The 20,775-nt window shown below is 44.1% G+C and carries 16 protein-coding genes; 7 read left to right on the top strand and 9 right to left on the bottom strand.

Annotated elements, in window-relative coordinates:
* The first annotated feature begins 46 nt into the window (after positions 1-46).
* Entirely contained in the window at positions 47-955 is a 909-nt protein-coding gene (nagK, locus tag AB4583_RS13975; RefSeq protein ID WP_372117820.1) for an N-acetylglucosamine kinase, read from the top strand.
* 186 nt (positions 956-1,141) lie between these two features.
* Here the strand turns inward: nagK and AB4583_RS13970 are convergent, their stop codons facing one another.
* The 6 genes from AB4583_RS13970 to AB4583_RS13945 form a co-directional block, all read right to left on the bottom strand.
* Complete coding sequence (locus tag AB4583_RS13970; RefSeq protein ID WP_017063882.1) at positions 1,142-1,408, bottom strand: DUF2960 family protein; 267 nt, start codon at positions 1,406-1,408, stop codon at positions 1,142-1,144.
* A 299-nt stretch (positions 1,409-1,707) separates the two neighbouring features.
* Positions 1,708-3,525: a bifunctional molybdopterin-guanine dinucleotide biosynthesis adaptor protein MobB/molybdopterin molybdotransferase MoeA gene (locus AB4583_RS13965; protein WP_372117816.1), complete on the bottom strand. Its 1,818-nt coding sequence runs from the start codon at positions 3,523-3,525 to the stop codon at positions 1,708-1,710.
* Positions 3,525-4,109, bottom strand: coding sequence for a molybdenum cofactor guanylyltransferase MobA (gene mobA, locus AB4583_RS13960; protein ID WP_004733776.1), 585 nt, complete (start codon positions 4,107-4,109; stop codon positions 3,525-3,527). Before mobA ends, AB4583_RS13965 begins: the two co-directional genes overlap by 1 nt.
* On the bottom strand, positions 4,087-4,806 hold the full coding sequence (locus tag AB4583_RS13955) for an energy-coupling factor ABC transporter ATP-binding protein (RefSeq protein ID WP_017071479.1): 720 nt from the start codon (positions 4,804-4,806) through the stop codon (positions 4,087-4,089). Before AB4583_RS13955 ends, mobA begins: the two co-directional genes overlap by 23 nt.
* A gap of 10 nt (positions 4,807-4,816) precedes the next feature.
* Entirely contained in the window at positions 4,817-5,515 is a 699-nt protein-coding gene (locus AB4583_RS13950; RefSeq protein WP_017059610.1) for an ABC transporter permease, read from the bottom strand.
* 210 nt (positions 5,516-5,725) lie between these two features.
* The gene (locus AB4583_RS13945; protein ID WP_017068185.1) at positions 5,726-6,532 is read right to left on the bottom strand and encodes a substrate-binding domain-containing protein; all 807 of its coding nucleotides are present in this window, start codon (positions 6,530-6,532) and stop codon (positions 5,726-5,728) included.
* 302 nt (positions 6,533-6,834) lie between these two features.
* On the opposite strand from AB4583_RS13945, the gene AB4583_RS13940 reads away from it, so the two are divergent.
* Complete coding sequence (locus tag AB4583_RS13940; protein ID WP_029235435.1) at positions 6,835-8,298, top strand: sigma-54 dependent transcriptional regulator; 1,464 nt, start codon at positions 6,835-6,837, stop codon at positions 8,296-8,298.
* Positions 8,288-10,315, top strand: coding sequence for a cache domain-containing protein (locus tag AB4583_RS13935; protein ID WP_017059613.1), 2,028 nt, complete (start codon positions 8,288-8,290; stop codon positions 10,313-10,315). Before AB4583_RS13940 ends, AB4583_RS13935 begins: the two co-directional genes overlap by 11 nt.
* A 368-nt stretch (positions 10,316-10,683) precedes the next feature.
* Here the strand turns inward: AB4583_RS13935 and AB4583_RS13930 are convergent, their stop codons facing one another.
* Together AB4583_RS13930 and AB4583_RS13925 are read right to left on the bottom strand one after the other, a co-directional pair.
* Positions 10,684-11,571: a mechanosensitive ion channel family protein gene (locus tag AB4583_RS13930; protein ID WP_017059614.1), complete on the bottom strand. Its 888-nt coding sequence runs from the start codon at positions 11,569-11,571 to the stop codon at positions 10,684-10,686.
* 1 nt (position 11,572) lies between these two features.
* On the bottom strand, positions 11,573-13,918 hold the full coding sequence (locus AB4583_RS13925) for an ATP-binding protein (protein ID WP_017068188.1): 2,346 nt from the start codon (positions 13,916-13,918) through the stop codon (positions 11,573-11,575).
* Between the two features lie 728 nt (positions 13,919-14,646).
* Here AB4583_RS13925 and AB4583_RS13920 point away from each other — a divergent pair.
* Positions 14,647-16,230, top strand: a complete 1,584-nt coding sequence (locus AB4583_RS13920) for an ABC-F family ATPase (RefSeq protein WP_009846736.1) — start codon at positions 14,647-14,649, stop codon at positions 16,228-16,230.
* Between the two features lie 222 nt (positions 16,231-16,452).
* Here the strand turns inward: AB4583_RS13920 and AB4583_RS13915 are convergent, their stop codons facing one another.
* The gene (locus AB4583_RS13915; RefSeq protein WP_017068189.1) at positions 16,453-17,274 is read right to left on the bottom strand and encodes a formate dehydrogenase accessory sulfurtransferase FdhD; all 822 of its coding nucleotides are present in this window, start codon (positions 17,272-17,274) and stop codon (positions 16,453-16,455) included.
* Between the two features lie 397 nt (positions 17,275-17,671).
* Between AB4583_RS13915 and AB4583_RS13910 the strand changes: the two genes are divergently transcribed.
* The 3 genes from AB4583_RS13910 to AB4583_RS13900 all read left to right on the top strand — a co-directional run bounded on the left by AB4583_RS13910 (position 17,672) and on the right by AB4583_RS13900 (position 20,773).
* Positions 17,672-18,133, top strand: a complete 462-nt coding sequence (locus tag AB4583_RS13910) for a DUF3305 domain-containing protein (protein WP_061034050.1) — start codon at positions 17,672-17,674, stop codon at positions 18,131-18,133.
* Positions 18,123-18,806 (top strand): DUF3306 domain-containing protein, encoded by a 684-nt coding sequence (locus AB4583_RS13905; RefSeq protein ID WP_372117810.1) that lies wholly within the window; start codon positions 18,123-18,125, stop codon positions 18,804-18,806. The genes AB4583_RS13910 and AB4583_RS13905 overlap by 11 nt, the downstream gene beginning before the upstream one ends.
* A gap of 299 nt (positions 18,807-19,105) precedes the next feature.
* Positions 19,106-20,773 (top strand): 4Fe-4S dicluster domain-containing protein, encoded by a 1,668-nt coding sequence (locus AB4583_RS13900; RefSeq protein WP_372117808.1) that lies wholly within the window; start codon positions 19,106-19,108, stop codon positions 20,771-20,773.
* Positions 20,774-20,775 lie beyond the last annotated feature (2 nt).

The raw sequence follows: 20,775 nt of genomic DNA, 5'->3' as shown, positions 1-20,775 counted from the left end.
TGAAAAATTTATTTGCCCGAATTTAGGGAAAAATTGGAGAGATTTCATGTATTACGGCTTCGATGTTGGCGGCACAAAAATTGAATTTGGTGCGTTCAATGAAAAACTTGAGCGAGTAGCAACAGAACGCGTACCAACGCCTACTGAAGATTATCAACTGCTACTTGATACGATTGCCGGTTTGGTGAAGAAGTACGACAGTGAATTTTCTTGCGAAGGTAAAATTGGTCTTGGTCTTCCTGGTATGGAAGATGCTGACGACGGCACAATGCTGGTTGTTAACGTGCCAGCTTCAACGGGGAAACCACTACGTAAAGACCTAGAAGCACTTATTGGTCGTAGTGTGAAAATTGAAAATGATGCGAATTGCTTTGCGCTTTCAGAAGCGTGGGATGACGAGCTTAAAGACGAACCATCAGTAGCAGGCCTAATTCTAGGTACTGGTTTTGGTGGCGGGTTAGTTTACGAAGGCAAAGTGTTCTCTGGTCGTAACCACGTTGCTGGTGAACTGGGCCATATGCGTCTTCCTATTGATGCTTGGTTCCACCTTGGCGACAACGCACCGTTACTCGGTTGTGGTTGTGGCAAGAAAGGTTGTCTAGACAGCTACCTATCAGGTCGTGGCTTTGAATTGATTTACGAGCACTACTTCGGCGAGAAGAAGAAAGCAATCGAGATCATTCAAGCGTACAACGAAGGTGAAGCAAAAGCGGCTGAGCACGTTGATCGTTTCATGGAGCTATTGGCTATCTGTTTCGCGAACCTGTTTACCGGTTTTGATCCACACGTAGTTGCATTGGGTGGCGGTCTTTCAAACTTCGAACTTATCTACGAAGAGATGCCAAAGCGTATCCCTAAATACCTACTGTCTGTAGCGAAATGTCCAAAGATCATCAAAGCGAAGCATGGTGATTCAGGCGGCGTTCGTGGTGCTGCATTCCTTAACATTAAGTAATCGTGACTTAAGTTAAGCTAGCTAAGGTTAGATAGTTAAAAAGTACAAATAAAAATGCCGCAATCTCGAAAGAGGTTGCGGCATTTTTTATTGTTCGGTGCTTTCGTTTCTTTAGCTGTTAGCTGTTAGCTGTTAACTACAAACGAAAAGCTAGAAACGACATATCAAGAAAAGAGCCAAGAGGGCTTACTTCTTCTTTTTACCAACACCAAGATTGTCTTTTTGCTTCAACGTAAGCTTAGTAAAGCCAAGCTTGCGGAAGTAGTTGTCTTGGTAGTTGCGAACCGCTTTAGTATCAGAAATCAACTCAAGCTGTTGCTCAGTTTTTAGATACTCAGAGATATCGATGCCTTCAGCTGCAGCAACAGCTTCTTGGATCGTGCGGTGTTCTTGTTTTGAAAACAGTAACTCTTTGTCTTCGTCTTTGTAAGTGTACAGAATGGTACGAGCCATGGTGCTCTCCAATAGAATTATTACTTTGCGCGCACTCTACATAAAAAGCGTACGTGGCTCAAGGTAATGGTAAGAAATCTTAAGATTATCGTTCTAAACGTTTAGCGTAATTTAAGCTATTTGTCTTTTAGGAAACGAACAGGTTGTTTTTCTCGAAACGAAAAGAACAAAAAGCCCCTTAACATCGAAAGCTCGATAGAAGGGGCTTCGTCTATGTCTTGGCGAAGATCTTCCAAATCACTTAAAAGCTTCTAAATCAATTAAAAAGCTGCCAAGTCAATTTAAGTGTTTGCTTTGAGTTAAACACGACCTTGCAGAGGAATGATCGTCACTGTCTCGCCAACTTTCACAGTATCAACTGCTGGAGAGATTTCGATTAAGCAGTTCGCTTCACTCATTGAACGCAGAATACCTGAACCTTGCTTGCCCGTTGTTTTCACTTCAAGCACGCCAGATTCATTCATCGAGAACACACCACGGCTAAATTCAGTACGGCCTTGGCGTGAGCGCAGTTGTTCAGTTGCTACAGCATTTGCTTTTACTGGTGTCCAGTTCGTTTGACCTTGAAGCTTGCGGATCGCAGGCTCAACAAAGTTAATGAACGACACCATCACAGCAACAGGGTTACCCGGTAAACCAAAGAACGGCTTGTTCTCAATCTTACCGTAAGCCAATGGGCGACCTGGACGCATGTTGATACGCCAGAAGTTGATTTCACCCAGTTTATCTAACGCAAGCTTGATGTAATCCGCATCACCAACAGACACACCACCAGAAGTCAAAACCATATCGGTTTCAAGCGACGCAGAATGCAGCACATCCATCATCTTCTGCTCATCATCTTCAATGATGCCGTAATCGACGATGTCACAGCCGAGCTTTTGAAGCATGCCGATAATAGTAAAACGATTTGAGTCATAGATAGAGTTTGGTTTTTGCTCGTGACCCGGCGCTTGAACTTCATCACCCGTAGAGAACACACCCACTTTCACTTTACGCAGAACAGGGCAGGTACCAAAACCTAACGACGCCATCATGCCCATTTCTGGCGCTTCAATGCGTGTGCCACGTGTAAAGACAGGTTGGCCGATTTCTAAATCTTCACCTGCCATACGGACATTTTGTCCAACCGAGATTTTAGCATCAGGGAAGCTAACTTTATCGCCATCTTGGACGGCTTGTTCACGCATCACGACAACATCAACGCCTTCTGGCATTGGTGCGCCGGTCATGATTTTAACGGCTTCACCTTGTTGCACGATTTGCTCGTAGCTGTGACCCGCCATGACTTCAGCAATGATGTTGTAACTGTCCAATTCTAGATCTTCACTACGAATTGCATAACCGTCCATTGCAGAGTTGGTATTCTGAGGAACGTTGATTGGCGAAATCACATCTTCAGCCAGCACGCGGCCGTAGCCTTGCAGTAATTCAACACTCTCTGTGAGATCGAGTGCGTCAATGCTATCAACAATCTTTTGTTGGCCTTGAGTAACGGTTAAACCTGCAGGAGAGAACGAATCACAACAAACAGCTGGCGCTGCGTCTTTTGAAGATGAGCATGACACGGCTCTGCCTGTTGTAGAGACAAGGTCAAAGGACTGCGCGTAATCGATGATGAAATCACGAATCGCTTCTAAGTCGCTGATCGCCATTTGTGGCAGCTCTGATTCAACTTGGCTGTCTGCCGCGATAGCAATAATGTTGTTATCGTTTGGATATAACCAAGGTTTGCCCACTTCATCTCGGTGCAGTTCAATTTTAGGGAAGGCGATGTTCTTACAGCCTTCAACCAAAATCAGATCAAGCGTGTTGGTATCAAATCGAGTCAGCAGGTAATAAAAATCTGCTTCGGCTTCTGGTGTTTCTGTCATCATCACGTGACGATTACGAGAAGCAATCAACATTTGGTTCGCGCCCGCTTTACGTAAGCGGTAACTGTCTTTACCCGGCTTATCGACATCAAAATCGTGGTGAGCATGTTTTAACACGCCAACTTTTAAACCCGCATCAGTCAACAGAGGAAGCAGCGCTTCAAGTACGGTCGTTTTGCCTGTACCGCTATAAGCAGCAAAGCCCAATAAAGGAAGGTTAGGGCGTTGTTTAGAATCTTTCATTATTGAAGCGTTCCGAATTGGGTGAGTTCTTCTGGCGTGTTGAGATTAACAAAGCAGTTAGGAGAATCGCTGAAATCAACGTATTCGGTAACACACTCTTTGTATAGCAAGATGATTTTACGATCACCACGTTCCAAAAACGCTTCTAACTTTGGTAGAACACGTTTGTGGAATAGGGTGAATACAGGTTGCTTAAATTCGCCATCATGCGCGACAAGAATGTCGCTGTCTTCTTTAACTGCAGAACAAAAACGCTCAACAAGGTCGTCACTGATTTGTGGGCTGTCGCAAGGGACAAAGCCTACCCAGTCTGTACTCGCGTTTTTAAGGCCAGCATGAATGCCGCCCAATGGACCTGGATAGTCAGGGAAGGAATCGGAAACAACCGGAGCAAATGCTTGGTAACTGTCTAAGTTACGGTTGGCATTGATAGTGATGCTGACATCTTGCTGTGACAGCTTGTTTATAACGTATTGAATAAGCGGAGAACCGTTGAGCTCAACAAGTCCTTTATCTTTTCCGCCCATGCGGCTGGCCTGTCCGCCAGCCAAAATAACCCAACTAGTTTGCGTTGGAAGCAGCATAAATATTCTCTTGTGCTTTATCTTTCTGAATAACTTGCAGAAGCGGCGATTCGGTCAAAGTATTGTCTTTGATCCACCATTGCTTCTTACATAAGTCGGTTAACGCGTTAGTTTGGTGACTAGTGATGACTAAACTCGCGCCTCTTTGAAGAAGATCTTCGGCCATTATCACCAATCTTTCAATAGATTCTTTGTCTAAAGAGGCACTTGGTTCATCCATAAGCAAGATTGACGGCTTAAGAATCCAGGCTCGTGCCATTGCAACGCGTTGACGCTCACCACCAGACAACACAGAAATGTGTTCATCTGCCAAGGTTTCTAAACCTACCATTCTCAATGCATTAATTATTTGAGCTCGCTTATCTTTTTGGCTCTCTTTGTTAAAGCGAATGCCATAAGCGACATTTTGGTACACCGAACCATCAAAAAGATAGGGGGTTTGATGCAGGTAGATAATGTCTTTGAACTTGAGCCTAGGGAATAAGATCTGCTGCCAGCTTTGTGTCGGAGGCTGAATGCGGCCAGAGCTGGGCTGAATCAATCCAGACAATATTTTAAGTAGGGTCGTTTTACCCACACCATTATCTCCTTTGAGATAAATGGCATCGTTGGGGCCGATCGACAATTCGGGAATATGGAACAAAACACGCTCTTTGTAGCGCATTGAAATTTGCTGCGTTGTTATTTTTATACTCATGACAGCGTTCCTAAGTTCTTAAATAGCCTTTTCCTCTCACACTGGAAAGGAAAAAGTTAAGGGCTAATGCCAATGCTAATAACACCATACCGAGGGCGACGCCTTGAGCGAATGCGCCTTTGTGGCTTTCCATAGCGATAGCTGTTGGGATGTTTCTTGTCATCCCCATAATGTTGCCACCGACCATCATTGAACAACCAACCTCAGTGACGATACGAGAGAAGGCAGCGATAGTTGCAGCTAAAAGAGGGAAGCGCGTTTCCCAAATTAACGTACACGCCACACGAGTCGTTGATACGCCAAGCGTGCGCGCCGTTTCAACCGCTCGGCGGTCACTGGCCTGCAGAGCGCCGTGCATCATCGCGACTAGGATTGGGAAACAGATCAGCATCTGACCGAGAATCATCGCCTTTTGGGTGAACAGTAATTCCCAATCACCTAACGGGCCAGAGCGAGAGAGCATCATGTACATCAACAAACCGATAACCACGGTTGGGATAGCTTGCAGGGTGTTGATCACCGATAATAATGCCCACTTCCCGGGGAACTCGGTATAAGCCAATAAGAAAGCCATGATAATTGCAGGAATAATCACTAATGAGATGGCGGACAAAGATACGCTGAAAGATACCGCGACGATTTTCCACAATTCGTGGTCAAAACTCACTAGTAGGTTCATTGCATCAATCGTTGTTTGCCATAGGGTCATGAAGTATCTCGTGTGAATCGATAATAGGTCTTTATCGGTAATGACTGATGTTAATCATAGCTGACACAATATTATTGAGCCTATATTGGCCAGCTATTGTTTCTTTAAATGCTTCAGTTAACTGGTTAGTTAAGCGTAGTGCTAATTGGAATTAGTACTTACAACAAACCATTCTCAGCTTGTTATAAACGAATCTACGCTGACGAAAAACTACTCTGCGCTCGCTACAAACAGCTGTTTGCCATGCAGTTTAAAGTCGTTAATCAGTTTCTGACCTTTAGGGTTCACCAACCAATCACTGAATACTTTCGCTGCTTGGTAGTTAATGCTTGGGTAGCGCTCTGGGTTAACAAGGATTACTTGGTAAGGGTTGAATAGGTTCTTGTCACCTTGGAAAAGGATTTTAAGATCCAGTTTGTTTTGGTAAGCCAACCATGTGCCACGGTCTGTCATGGTGTAGCCTTGCATTTCAGACGCCATGTTCAGAGTAGGGCCCATGCCTTGACCAACACTGCGGTAGCCACCAAAGTTTGGTTCCATTTTGGTCTGTGCCCAAATGCCCATCTCTTTCTTGTGCGTGCCTGAATCGTCACCACGAGACACAAACGTCGCGTTGTTGGTTGCGATTGCTTTGAATACATCAGCTACAGCTTTTTGAGATTCAATTTTTGCTGGGTCACTTTGAGGGCCCACAATCACAAAGTCGTTGTACATCAGCTTACGAGGTAAAACGCCGTAGCCTTTTTCTACGAAATTCGCTTCAGCTTTTGGTGCGTGAGTCATTACCAAATCAACATCACCATTTTCGCCCATGCGAAGTGATTTACCGGTACCCGCAGCTAGAACATCAACCTTGATACCAGAATCTTTTTCGAACTCAGGCAATAAGTAGTCCAGTAGACCAGAGTGATAAGTACTTGTGGTTGTCGCCAACTTAATATGAGTGGTGTCTTCCGCGCTGCTAGCCGTGTAACTGACGATAGATAGAGCTGCAATAGTTAGGGGAATTGCTTTCATTATTATTATGTCCATTCTGTTATAAATGAATGACATGCCTTCAATTTTAAAGGGCTCAAAGAGGGCATGTGCATAAGACGCTAATTGTTGTAATTAGAAATCTACACCTTATAAGCAATCTTAATGCCAACAAATACTGCATCAAATTTCATTAAATTGCTGTTATTTCGGACAAAACTGAGTCTTTTACCCCGTTAAAATGAATCAAAACATGAGCTAGGACAAAATGTCGCACATTGTCCCTGTTGGAGAAAAGGTTAATTGGTACACTCTGTCCCAACTTTTCTCACCGGCTAATCATTATGTCTTTACCTAGTTCATCTGCATCCAATCTCAACCCGAACACATTGACTCAGTATCAGGCCTTTTCCGTTTTGGTCGTCGATGATGAATTGGGTATGCAGGCTATCTTAAAGAAAGCACTAGGTAAGTTCTTTGGCAAGGTGTCGAGCGCAGGGTCGGTTGAAGAGGCTGAAACGCTGCGTTCAAGCGAACATTTTGATCTGATTGTCCTTGATATCAACCTACCAGGCCGCTCTGGCATTGAGTGGGAAGAGGCGTTTAACGACAACGACAAACGTGCCGATGTGATTTTCATGACGGGTTATGCCGATCTAGAGATGACCATATCCGCGCTTAAGCTTGGTGCTTCAGATTTTATTCTTAAGCCGTTCAACCTCGAACAGATGATACAAGCGGTTCTGCGTTGTATGGATAAGCGACTTGATCAAAGAATGCAGTACGCGTTGAAGCGTGATGTTAGCCGTCATATCAAGACCGAATTGATCGGCAATTCAGACAAAACTAAACAGCTTAAATTGCTGATCAGTCAATTTGCACCGTCAAGAGCATCCGTTCTTATAGAAGGTGAGTCAGGTACGGGCAAAGAGCTGGTTGCTCGTGGTGTACATGAAGCCAGTAAACGCACAGGTCCATTTGTGCCAATCAACTGTGGTGCGATTGCTCCAGAGCTTCTAGAAAGTGAACTGTTTGGACATACATCAGGCGCATTTACTGGTGCGAAGAAAAACCGTGAAGGTCTTTTCCGAGTCGCAAGTGGTGGCACCTTGTTCCTTGATGAAATTGGTGAAATGCCACTGCCAATGCAAGCTGCATTGTTACGCGTGTTAGAGCAAAGAACCATTCGTCCAGTCGGTAGCGAGAAGGAAATTTCCGTTGACGTACGAGTGGTGGCGGCGACCAACCGAAACCTTCAAGAAGAGGTCGATAAAGGGCACTTCCGCCGCGATCTGTTCTACCGACTCAATGTACTTAAGATTGATGTGGTGCCATTGAGAGAGCGCCCGTCAGACCTGATTGAACTTGTTCCATACTTTACTCGTCTTTTATCGAGCGAGCTTGGCATGCCAGTTCCAAATTGGGCACATGAAGATATCTTGGCGTTGAACGAATACGAATGGCCGGGAAATATTCGTGAACTTAAAAACTTAGTCGAACGATGCATTCTTTTAGACAAGCCACCAGCACACTATTGGCGCGAGATTAATGGTGATCCTGTTCCTGCTAGCATTTCAGTGACGGTGTCACATGGTGCGGAAATGCCAAACTTGAATAATGCAGACGCTGCCGAGGGTTATCCAAACACTTGGACACTCAAAGAAGTGGAAAAATCTCATATAGAACAGCTGGTTAGTTTTCATGATGGCAATAAATCGGCAGCTGCAAGAGATCTTGGCGTCGCACGTAAAACGCTAGAGCGTAAGTACAAAGATTGGAACACAGAAGGCTCTGAATATGCCGATTAGACGTCGTTGGTGGTCAAAGTGGGCGTTCCGATTCAAAACCATGGTTCGCTACCGATTATTATTCCTAACATCAGCTCCGATCATTCTGACCTTGTGCGCGCTTGTGGCTATCACACTGTATTGGTCAATACATTACACGTGGCAGGGCGCTCTGATTGATGTTGATGAACGCTTGGATGTTGCCGATAACAGTATTCACCTGATCCAAAATCAGCAAGCATACAACGTTCGTGCGTTTGCCGAGTCTTATAACTTTCGAACCAAACTTGCGAGTGATCTTTCACACGAAGAGCTAACGCGCTGGGTGTCTGAGAACAAATCTCGTTATGAGCTCGATTTTCTGCGCTGGCGCAGTGTCGAGAGCATGGAAAAGAAACTCGAATATCTAAACTTAACTCACAAGCCTTCATTTTTCAGTGTCTTAAGCCGTAATGAACTCAATTATCTCGATCGTGACCTCGCTAAAAAAGCGGAAGTTCCGATGCTCAACGGGCAAGAGGTCGAGACTCGCGGATTGGTAAGCCGAACCGTTGTATCCATCAAAGATGAACATGATCATGTGATTGGTTTTCTGGATGGTGGGATCTTACTGAATAACAGTACTCAACTTGTTGACCAAATCAGTAACCTTATCTATCCACAACGAGAAGGTTTTAATCGTCATATAGGAACGGTCACGGTTTTCCTTGATGATCTTCGTGTTAGCACCAACGTGCCTTTGAGCAGTGAAGACAGTGTAGGGCGCGCCATTGGTACACGTGTTTCTCACGAGGTTCACTCGAAAGTCTTGAATGAAGGTAAAGAGTGGCTAGATCGAGCGTATGTTTACGATGCTTGGTACATCACAGCTTACCAACCAATCCATGACCAGTTTAATAATGTGATTGGTATGCTTTACACCGGTTATTTGATTTGGCCGCTGATAGAAACGTACTTGACCAACCTTGGCGAAATTAGCATTACCATTGTGTTGCTTCTGTTGGCATCCGGTTTGATCGTTCACCGTGGCGCACGTGATCTTTTCAACCCAATCGAACGCATTCATAAGGTCGTCAAGCTAGTCCAGATGGGGCAAGACAAGCGAATTGGTACGCTAGGTTTGGATGATCAACACGAACTGACACTGCTCGCTAAACAATTCGACAAGATGTTGGATCTACTGCACGAGCGCAATCAAGAGATTCAACAAGCGGCGTCTGAACTTGAGTGCAAAGTGCATTCTCGTACCGCGAGTTTGAAAGAGAAAACTGAAGAACTCGAACTGCACATCAAGCTTCTCAATCAAGCCAGAGATAAGCTGGTGGTCAATGAAAAACTGGCCGCGTTAGGTGAATTAACGGCAGGTATTGCTCATGAGATCAATAACCCAACCGCCGTGATTCTTGGCAACGTTGAACTGATGAAGTTTGAACTGGGCGATGAAGTGAGCCGTGTAGATGAGGAAGTCCACGCGATCATGGAGCAGATTGACCGAATTCGAAATATCACACGAAGCCTGCTTCAATACAGCCGTCACGGCGGCGTACAAGACGAAATTACGTGGCAACATATCAACCCAATAGTGGATGAAAGTATTACGCTCGTAAAAACAGGCGCGAAGAAGAAAGGCATTGTGTACGTATCACAGCTGAACGCTAAAACTTCAGTCGAAGTGAACCGAAACCAATTACTGCAGATTCTGGTTAACCTACAAATGAACGCGATTCATGCAATGGACGGTCAGGGCACGTTAACCATTTCGAGTGAAGACTGGGTTGAAAATGGTGTGTCTCATGGCGCTATCGTTCATGTTCAAGATGAAGGCTGTGGTATTAAGGAAGAACAACTGAAACGTATCTTCTCGCCTTTCTATACCACCAAACGAGATGGCACGGGCTTAGGGTTGTCAGTATCTCAGAGTATCTTGAGCCAAACTGGCGGCGAGATCCGAGTTGAATCTGAGGTAGGTAAGGGAAGTTGCTTTAGTATCTATCTTCAACAGAAAGCGACACCTCAATTGCTTGTATCAAACCTATAAGTTCTAAGAACTCATTCACTGATATTATCATCTGATAATATTTCTAACGCGCTTGGGCTATTACACGAACGTTTTAGCCCAAGCACGAAAATTCTGCACTACTAATCTATCGCAAACCAAATCTCAACTCGCTGCAAATGAGGTACTCCAAGCCTCACAATCGCTCGCAGAAGACAGTCAGAAAATGGCGAACACTACAGAACACCTTACTGAGCAATTGAAATACTTTAAGGTTTAGCATCAATAGGACTATTAGCTTAAAGATAAAAAGCTCATAAAAAACACCTCCGCACTTGCGATAAGTTCGGAGGTGTTTTTATTTATGGCTAGTCATTTGCTATAAGCAACAAATGTCTAAAGCATCAAGCCTAATGCGCCGCTACTGAAATTTTCGGTGGGTTGATGTTGTGCTTCTTAAACTCTTTCATCACACGCAAAGTAATGTCGGTTTCAAACAGCTTCTCATACGCAGTATCCACAACGTAAGCCTTACAAGTTAGCTGTATTGCTAGGTAGTTATCGGTAATCGTCTGTTTAACCAAAACCGTTACAGGTTTCGGCAAGTGGATATAACGACTTGAAGACGCCGCTTCTTGAATCAGATCGCGGGCTAGGGTGATGTCTTCATCCATACCAACGTAAAACGGAATCACCACCTGCATGTCCAACGCACCGTAGTTACCACTGGTGGTCACTTCATTTAAGAACTTGTTGTTCGGAATGGTAATGATGTCGTCATTCAGGGTTCTCATTCGCACTGAACGCAAACCAATGGTAATAATATCGCCGTAGTTGCCTTCGAACGTGACGCGGTCACCAACTTGAAAGGGTCTATCAATCATTACCGTGATGCCCGCGATAAATGAAGCTGCCAAGTCTTTAAGCGCAAAGCCGACCGACACAGCGAGGGTACCACCAATCAAAGCCAGTATTTGGTCGTTGATTCTAAAGCTCATCATGAACACGATAAGACCGGTGCTCACGTAGATAAAGAACTGAGTAAACGACTGCAGTTTCTGTAGCAACATTCGGTATTGCACGAATTGGCTACCAAAACTGGTCACCATCGAGTTGATAAACTTAAGCAGTAACCACATCGCAGCAATAACGATCATGGAGAAGAACACGCCGCTCCATCGCACTAGACTCGCTATCTTTGAGATGTTTTCTACATTGGCTAACTCTTCCGTCGCAAAGATCGGGAAACTGACAGCACTTGCCAAGCCAACAAATAGTAGGATAAATAACTTCTTCATTTTACTTCACCAGTAGATGTTGACGGTCGAGAACGTTAGTAATGTGGCGGAACCAGTGCTCGGAAATTCGAGCCTTTTCTTCATGCCAACCAATATAACCACGGCTTTCAAAGTAACGCAGAATGCCGGTTATCTCAGCCGTGCTTAGCTGCGTACAATCAGACAAGACTTCCGGAGACGCGATTTCCAACTGCACGATAGAACGAAGCACAGCCAGCATAGGTTTTGGCATGTTTTCTAGTTCTTGTGCTTCTGGAACATGGAACAAGCGCACCACGGCTTGATCGGTATCTTTGTTTCGATTCAAAGAGAGTCGGAAGAAGCGCAGCGCAACGGTAGGGTTACCATCAGAGTAATGCCACAAGATGCGGTAGAAGCCTTGTCGTGCTCGATCTTCCTCACTCATGTCATCTTGGTCCCACTGTTTAGGCACCACTAAACCATCAAACGATAACGGCTTCTCAAGCTCCGTATTGATACGGCTATTTAGAAGCTCACCGACTTGTTTCTCTGTCCAACGCGGAAGGAAACACACCAAGTCAAACAGCAAACGTTCGCCACGCGCTCGATCGACAAACCGCCAGCTTGATTTGGCGATCGATATCACGACACGGTGGTTCTTTTTAGAACGACGCAGTAGATTGGTTAAACGTATCAGATCAGACAAGCCGCCAACCATTGGCTTAACTAGACGTTGTGCATTATCGATCGCAATCAAGTACGTGGTCTTGCTTTTACGAAGGTGAGCCAAGATCTGAATCTCAGTCGCTTTCTCTTCCAAGCCGATGCTCACCGCTAGATGCGCTAACAGCTCTTGATAACCAGCGTAAGGGCAACTTACGTAGACAGGTTCAGCGTTAGAGACTTTGTGCAGCAGGGTATAAAGCAGCGTTGTTGCGCCCACACCACGTTCACCTGAAACAATACAGATAGCAGGGCTGTCTGACATCAAGTAGCGAGACAGTTGCTTAACCTCATCACCGGCGTAATCAATCAGCGTGCTGTCGATATTACCCGGAAGAATGTATTCATAGGTTTGATCGCCTTTGATTCGAACCAAGTTTTGCTGATTCTTGTCAAGGTCAGACTGCTTAGCCACTTCAATTCTAAACAGGTACGCCAAAGCTTGGCTAAACAGTGTGTAATTAGACAGTAAGGCCATGATGCGGTGTTGGAAGTTGTAAACACTCAACCATACGATGCCAATGGCCGTCGCCAATATATTAAGTAAGAAGGTATCCTTGCGGTTTACTGCCCAGTTCACCCATACCGGACGATCAGAGATGTGTTGCAGCGTATCGAAGACTTTCGCACGCCATAATCTAAGCACTGAAATGGTAACCAGTACAAACCAGAAAAATAGGGCGCTGTAGATCCAGCTATAGATAGTGCCTTTGCCTAGCGTGATACTCGATATTTGCAAAGTCACACCCGCAACAATGAAGCTCCAAACATAACGGCGAATGGTCGATAGGCGCAGCGCAATCACTTCTTGATTAGATGTGCGGCCCAAACGATACGCAAATTCCAAAATAAAGCTGATAGCAATCGAACCACCTAGAATCCACCAAGTGAAGATCTCAAGGAAAATCAGGTGTTGCAGGCTAGGGATGCTGGAGAGCACTCTTAGAGAAAGCGTAATCGCAATTAACCAAGCAATCGCACGATCAGCGCGGCTGATGTACCAGATCACACGTACTAAAAATGGAGGGTTCGTTTTCGCTTCAAGAAAATTAATTCTGAACAACTCAATCAAACGAGTGCTATTGGCAAGCCACCACGCTAAACCAAAATAGATAAACAACACTTTTAACGATGCACCAATCACAGGCACTGGCGAAATAAAGATGTCTTTAACGAGCGCTTTAAAGCTACGAATTTGGAAGTAAACAAGATACTCAATGTTGAGCTTGGTTAATTCCCACTCTTGCTTAAATTGAGTTACACCGTAGGGGCCAAAACCCGTTAGGCGCTCTTTATTAGCGGAATTCGTCTGCTCTAACAGGTGTTGCTTGCTCACATTCAAGCTATTCAAAGTGACGTAACTGGTTTGAACGGCAAACCATTGATCGGCGTCGTTGTTCGCTCTGTAGGCTTTTATCTGTTGCTCGAAGGTTTTGATTTCCTGCTTTTGAACTTGTAGCACTTCAGCGAGCAATATATTGACTTGGCGTCTGTCCGACGGTTCCATAAAGAGGGGGTCGGGTAACGAATCAATTCGATCATCGAGATCAACAGCAGAATCGGATACCTGCGGCTGAGATTGTAAGTCATATTCCAAGTTGGCATGACTAGGCCAAGAGAGAATGGCCAAAGTGAGGATTAAGAAGCGCGATAGTGAACGCATAAAAGTCTCTTAGAATTATGAGGTTAGGATTACTATAGTTAGATAATCTGACTTTGTGAAATCCAACCCCGTGTCGGGGGCGAGTACTTTATTCCTGTTTCGAGCGATTTTGTCATGAAATTGTCAGGGATTAGGCAAGGGTCTGTTGACCTTTCGTGGTTAAATTTTGTTCGAGATAGAATCGTTTTAGGCGCGGCAAGGAGTATGTAGCCTAGTCATTCTAAGTTAATACTTCTTAACAAAGCATAAAACGATTCTAGCCGAACCCTTCGGGCAGTCTTTGTGGTTCATTTCTACTGCGTTATCAGCTTCTCATGTAGGCTAGCTATACTTCAAAGCCTCTGCCTTGTAGAAATTTCCCACAAAGTGCTGCAAAAATCAGCTCGAAAGATCAACAGACCCTAATATTTGAGCATCTTTGTTATGTCTTCTGTTGCGTTGATCGGGTTGGCTTTTACTGTGACCAATCAGCATACGATATATTCAATGGTTGGCATGATTTGGGACGTTATATACCGCCCATTATGGTGCGCTGTTCGATATTTTGTTTTTCCTTAAAATCGACGGTTTTACGGCGATAAATAGAAAACCAAAAATGTGAGTCAGTTCAAACTATGATTTGGCTAGGTTATCACTCACTTAATGGCCAGTAATTGCAATCAATACTTGCAGTTAAAGCCTTGAACAAGTAACGTTGCGGCGTTTTTCACATTAAAAAGGTAATGGCATTGATCTCCACAGCAAATATCACCCAACAATTCGGCGCTAAGCCACTTTTCGAAAATATTTCAGTTAAGTTCGGCGAAGGCAACCGCTACGGTTTAATCGGCGCGAATGGCTGTGGTAAATCGACGTTCATGAAGATCCTATCTGGTGAACTAGAGCCAAGTGCTGGTAACGTAAGCTACGATCCAAACGAGCGCGTTGCTAAGCTAAACCAAGACCAATTTGCTTACGAAGAATTCACGGTAATCGACACGGTTATCATGGGTCACAAAGAGCTTTGGGCTATTAAGCAAGAGCGTGACCGCATTTACTCTTTGCCAGAAATGAGCGAAGAAGACGGCATGAAAGTGGCTGACCTTGAAGTTCAGTTCGCTGAAATGGACGGTTACATGGCAGAAGCTAAAGCTGGTGAGCTTCTTCTAGCGGTAGGTATTGAAGAATCAATGCACTTCGGTCTGATGAGCGAAGTAGCACCGGGTTGGAAACTTCGTGTTCTATTGTCTCAAGTACTGTTTGCAGACCCGCATATCATGCTTCTTGACGAACCAACGAACAACCTGGACATGGACACCATCAAGTGGTTGGAAGACACGCTAAACCAACGTAACTGCACAATGATCATCATTTCGCACGACCGTCACTTCCTAAACTCTGTTTGTACACACATGGCTGACCTTGATTACGGCGAACTTCGTCTATTCCCAGGTAACTACGATGAGTACATGACGGCTGCGACTCAAGCTCGTGAGCGTCTACTGTCTGACAACGCTAAGAAGAAAGCACAAATTGCTGAACTTCAAACGTTCGTATCTCGTTTCTCTGCTAACGCATCTAAAGCGAAGCAAGCAACGTCTCGTGCTAAGCAGATCGATAAGATCCAACTAGACGAAGTTAAAGCGTCTAGCCGTCAAAACCCATTCATCCGTTTCGAACAGTCTAAAGAGCTATTCCGTAACGCACTTGTGGTTGAAAACCTATCTCAAGGTTTTGAAGAAGACCTATACAACAAGTTCGACGGTATTTTCGAAGTAGGTGAGCGTGTTGCTATCATCGGTGAGAACGGTGTGGGTAAAACAACACTACTTAACACACTAGCTGGCGCTCTTGAGCCTCGCACAGGTGAGTACAAGTGGTCTGAAAACTCAAACATCGGTTACTACGCTCAAGATCACGCACACGATTTCGAGACAGACATGAACTTGTTTGATTGGATGAGCCAATGGCGCCAAGAAGGCGAAGACGAGCAAGTTGTTCGTGGCTTCCTAGGTCGTATGCTATTTGGTCAAGACGACATTAAGAAATCTGTAAAGGTTATCTCTGGTGGTGAGCAAGGTCGTATGCTTCTTGGTAAGATCATGATGCATAAACCAAACATCCTGCTAATGGATGAGCCAACAAACCACATGGATATGGAATCTATCGAAGCGCTTAACTTGGCTCTTGAGAACTACAAAGGCACATTGTTCTTCGTATCTCATGACCGTGTATTCGTAGACTCGCTTGCAACTCGTATCCTTGAAATCAAAGATGGCAAGATCAACGATTTCCGCGGTACTTACGCTGAGTTCTTGAAAGCACGCGGCTAAGCTTTAAGTTAGCCTTAGTTTTCAACTCTATGCGTTGGAAATTAAGCTATAAATTGAAAATTAAAAACGCCGTCATACTAAAAAGCATGACGGCGTTTTTGTATCTAGCTAAGTTTCTATGTATTTATCCTTGATGGGTCACTAACTATTTACATCAGAACTTTACAATTAGAAGCGGTTAGTGAATCACCAATCAAACCTACGCTTTTTTCCGACTGCTGATTATTCACCTTTCACATCAAAGTCAATCTTGTCTGCACCCGTGAACACTTGGAAGCGTAAACCTTTAGCGCGAGCAATCGTAGTGATGCCGAACTTCTGCGCTAAATCTAAGCCCATTTGTGTAACGCCAGAGCGTGACAGTAGAACAGGGATTCCCATCTGCGCAACCTTAATCACCATCTCAGACGTTAAACGGCCTGTGGTGTAGAAGATCTTATCTTCACCTGTCTCTTTGTTAAGCCACATCTCACCAGCCAATGTATCAACGGCATTGTGTCGGCCAACATCTTCAACAAACGATAGAACCTTGTCGTCTTTGCAAACAGCACAGCCATGAACCGCACCCGCTTTCTTGTAGGTGTCGTTATAATGAGTCAGCGCTTCTAGAGCCGTATAGATTTCAGATTGCTTAATCTTGGTTTGAGGCACTTGGTAATCTTCCAATTGCTTCATCACGTTGCCATACATGGTACCTTGGCCACAGCCAGAGGTAACTGTCTTCTTCTTAAGCGCTTGCTCAAGTTGGCTCGTATCTTCTTTGGTGATAACCGCTGCTGAGCTGGTTTCCCAGTCGATGATGATTGATTCAACGGCTTCTGGATCAGAAAGGAAGCTTTGGTTTTTCAAATAACCCAAGACTAATGCTTCCGGGCGTGAACCCAATGTCATTAGAGTTACGATCTCTTTCCAGTTCAACATAACGGTAAGAGGGCGCTCGCACGCAATTTGTTTCGTTAGCTTTTCGCCATATTCATCAAACACTTCAACTTCGATGGTCTGAAGTGGGTTTTCACTGGTTTTTATTATGTTTGGTTTTACCACAGTCACGTCCTACTTAATGAGATAGCGATTATAAGGGATAAGAAGTTAGGCAAGAGTCATCATACGACTCTTTAGAATACATGCGTTCTCTGTCACTTAGTCAGTCTTAGCTTTAACTCAAGCATTTAGCAATTCTCATTCCAAAATAACGGGGATTGATGGAAACATGAAGCATTAGATTAAAATAGCGCAAAATATGAGAGTTCACCGAGACTAACTGTCTCAAACCAGCGCGATCGACTAACGTTATAGGGGTAACTTTACGACAAACGCACTAAAGACGGAGCAGGACTTAAAATGTATTGGCGTGTTTATTGCTTTATGGGGTGTATATGATTATGCGAAGTACAAAATGTCCTACGTACGATCAGAATAAAGAAAATCAATTGGGTGCAGTATGTCTGAGATAAAAGAATTCCAAGAACACTACGAAAAAACAGAATCAGCTTGGCCAATAGGTGTCCAAAGAATAGAGAAAGAGATCAAAACTGGCATTTGGGTAACAACTCAATGGGAACTCATCGGTTTTGAATTATCACCTGAACATGAAACCCCAGACGTATGTTTGCTTCAGTTACACAAAGACGAACGTACCGACTACCGCTTCAATCTAAGCTCTCAGCAACCTAAGCTATTCTTAGTTATGGATAATGTTGACTCCGGTAAACCTATTATTCAATTACTGACAGCATCACAAACAGTCGCAGGCCAATACATGGACGGAGATAACCAAGTATTGTCATACGACATGCCTTTACCTGTACAAGCGTGGATGGAAGCCTTTATCGGTCGTCATGGTGAATTATTAGAAGCAAGACGTAAGAAACGTAAAGGCGCGGGTCGATCAAATGGCAACTAACTTTTTTAGCCGTTGGTCTCAACGAAAGCTTGATGAATCAACCGACCAACCTTTAGAAGCGCAACAAACGCTTGAGGAAACTGAGCTTACTTCCACTGAGGCTTCGTCTGCTGCTTCATCTATAGACGCAGAAACATCGGAGTCACTAGAACGTGGAACTTTGGAAAAAGAGTCTCCAGAACACGCTGTCGATTCTCAAACTATTGACTCTCAGGAGATAGCATCAGAAACGACTGAAGACTTGTCTGTTGCTCAATTATTGGTGTCAGAAGCTTCAGAAAGCGTAAAAAAAGCGGCATTGCGTAAATTATTCCTCTCAGAAGAATTCAACGTTCGTGATGGTTTAGATGATTACGACGACGATTACAGTAATTTGAAGTCTCTTTCTGAAGGGGTTGCGGAAACCTTGCGTGATTGGGTTAAAGACAAAACGGAAGAAGAAACTGCGCCAGAAGAAGAGCAAATTATTGATAATAAAGACGAAGGTGAAGTTTTAGAAAATTCTGAAAGCGATCTTGAGGTATCTGATAATAAACTTGAAACGTCAGAAAGTGCCGAAATAACCGAACAAGAAAAAGGACTGTATAAAAACACAGTATCGGATAATAACGCTACAATGTCAGACGAAGCAGACCTGAAAGAGGTGGGACAAAATATACCACACAAAGAATAGGTACATTTTGACTAAACACTCAATGAACCGCTTGCGACAAAATGTCCCAAGCGGTTTTTTTATACGCACAATAAACGTTATATAGGATTAAATCACTGAAATATAAGGCATATTAAATTGGCATGGCATTTGCAAAATAACGTTCATTATCAACTTTTTTGTAGATAGACGAGTTCACGGTCTGACGAACGACACACTGGCTAAAGGGTTAGTTGTTAACGGATTACTCAGCAAGTTCTCTCTCGCTTACTACAATAAAGGTTGAACAGATTATCCATGTCCAAAGATGGAACTGAGCAATGCTTAAACAATTATTAGAACAAGCAACTTCAAATAACGCGAAAGCAAGGCTGTATGCATTTGAAAATACAGTTGAGTTAACAAACCTAATTCCACCGACAGTCAGTTATGAAAGCGGTGGTAATACGCTGATTATTGGTCCAACGGCGATCATCGAAAGTGCTGCGGCGCAATTGCCTCAGTTAACAAGCCTGACACTGCTTTCAACCGATGGTGTAAAAGCGACGAATACTGAGTCAGAGCTTTACTACGCGAACGCGGTTCAAGTTTCTGGTTTCCTTGGTACGTTTGAAGTTCTTATCGAGAGCAAAGGCCTAACCAATAACCTAGCGAAAGTGGCGATTAATCATGACTGCTTTGATGTGGTTTTGGATTTATGCCTAAGTAGCTGTATGACAGAAGAAGTGCCTGTACCGGGTTATTACCCAGTTGGCCGTGGCTATCCAAAACTGGCTGAAGCATTGGAAGAGATTCCAACGCTTATGGGCACATTTGATAAGCCTAAGTTCTTCCGTCTCGACACTGACCTTTGCGCGCACAGTTCTCGTGGTGTTAAAGGTTGTGAGCGTTGTGTTGATGCTTGTCCTGCTGGTGCACTCTCAAGTGAAGGCTCTGATAAGACGGGTCACAAGATTGAGATTAACCCTTACCTATGTCAAGGCGTTGGTACTTGTGCAACTAGTTGTCCTACAGAAGCGATTACCTATGCGCTGCCAAACCCTGATGACACTCAAAAGTTTATTGAACGTACGCTAGCTAATTATGAGCAAGCGGGCGGTCTGGATCCAATCGTACTTATCTGTAGCTCTCGTCATGAGACTTACAATGTAATGGCGCTAAAAGCACTGCCAGATAACGTGATTCCAATTGTCGTAGAAGAACTGCCATCTATTGGTATCGATACTTGGTTTGCAGCTTTAGTTAATGGCGCAACTCAGGTTCTGTTTGCCGCATCTCGCTTTATGCCAGAAACGATCATTCGTGTTCTAAATAACGAAGTAGGGATTGCTCAAGAACTACTAGATCAAATCGGTATTCCAAAAGAAACCATCGATATTCTGTACTTAGAATCTCTACGTGAATGTCCTCCAACACTTTGTGTGGATTCATTCGACCTTGCACTTGGCGATCTTCAAGGCAACAAGCGCCAACGTCTATTTACAGCACTTGATGCGATGTCTTCAGCTCGTATTCCTGTTGAAAATATTGTTGAGCTTCCGTCAAACGCACCTTACGGCGACGTTTCGTGTGATAGCAAAGATTGTACGTTATGTATGAGCTGTGTGGCTGTGTGTCCGACACGTGCGCTTCATACCGACGGGGCTTCTCCATCACTTAAATTTGTAGAACAAGACTGTATTCAATGTGGCTTGTGTGAAAAGGCATGTCCTGAAAATGTTCTGACTCTTACGCCTCGTATGAACTGGGTAAAAGAAGAACGTCAAAAAGCAGTTGTGATTCATGAAGAGAAAGCTGCGGAATGTGTACGTTGCCATAAACCATTCGCACCTCAGTCTATGATTGACATGTTACAGAACAAGTTACGCGGTCACTCTCACTTTTCAGATGAAGCAGCGATTAATCGTATTGCTATGTGTGAAGACTGCCGTGTGGTGGATATGTTCGATTCAATGGCTCAAGACCCATTGAAACAATTGAAATACTAGGA

The organism is Vibrio sp. 10N.222.49.C12 (assembly GCF_041475025.1).
GTDB classification, from domain to species: Bacteria; Pseudomonadota; Gammaproteobacteria; order Enterobacterales; family Vibrionaceae; genus Vibrio; species Vibrio crassostreae_C.
The sequence above is the reverse complement of the archived record's forward strand: the minus strand, read 5'-3'. Positions and strand labels throughout refer to the sequence as shown.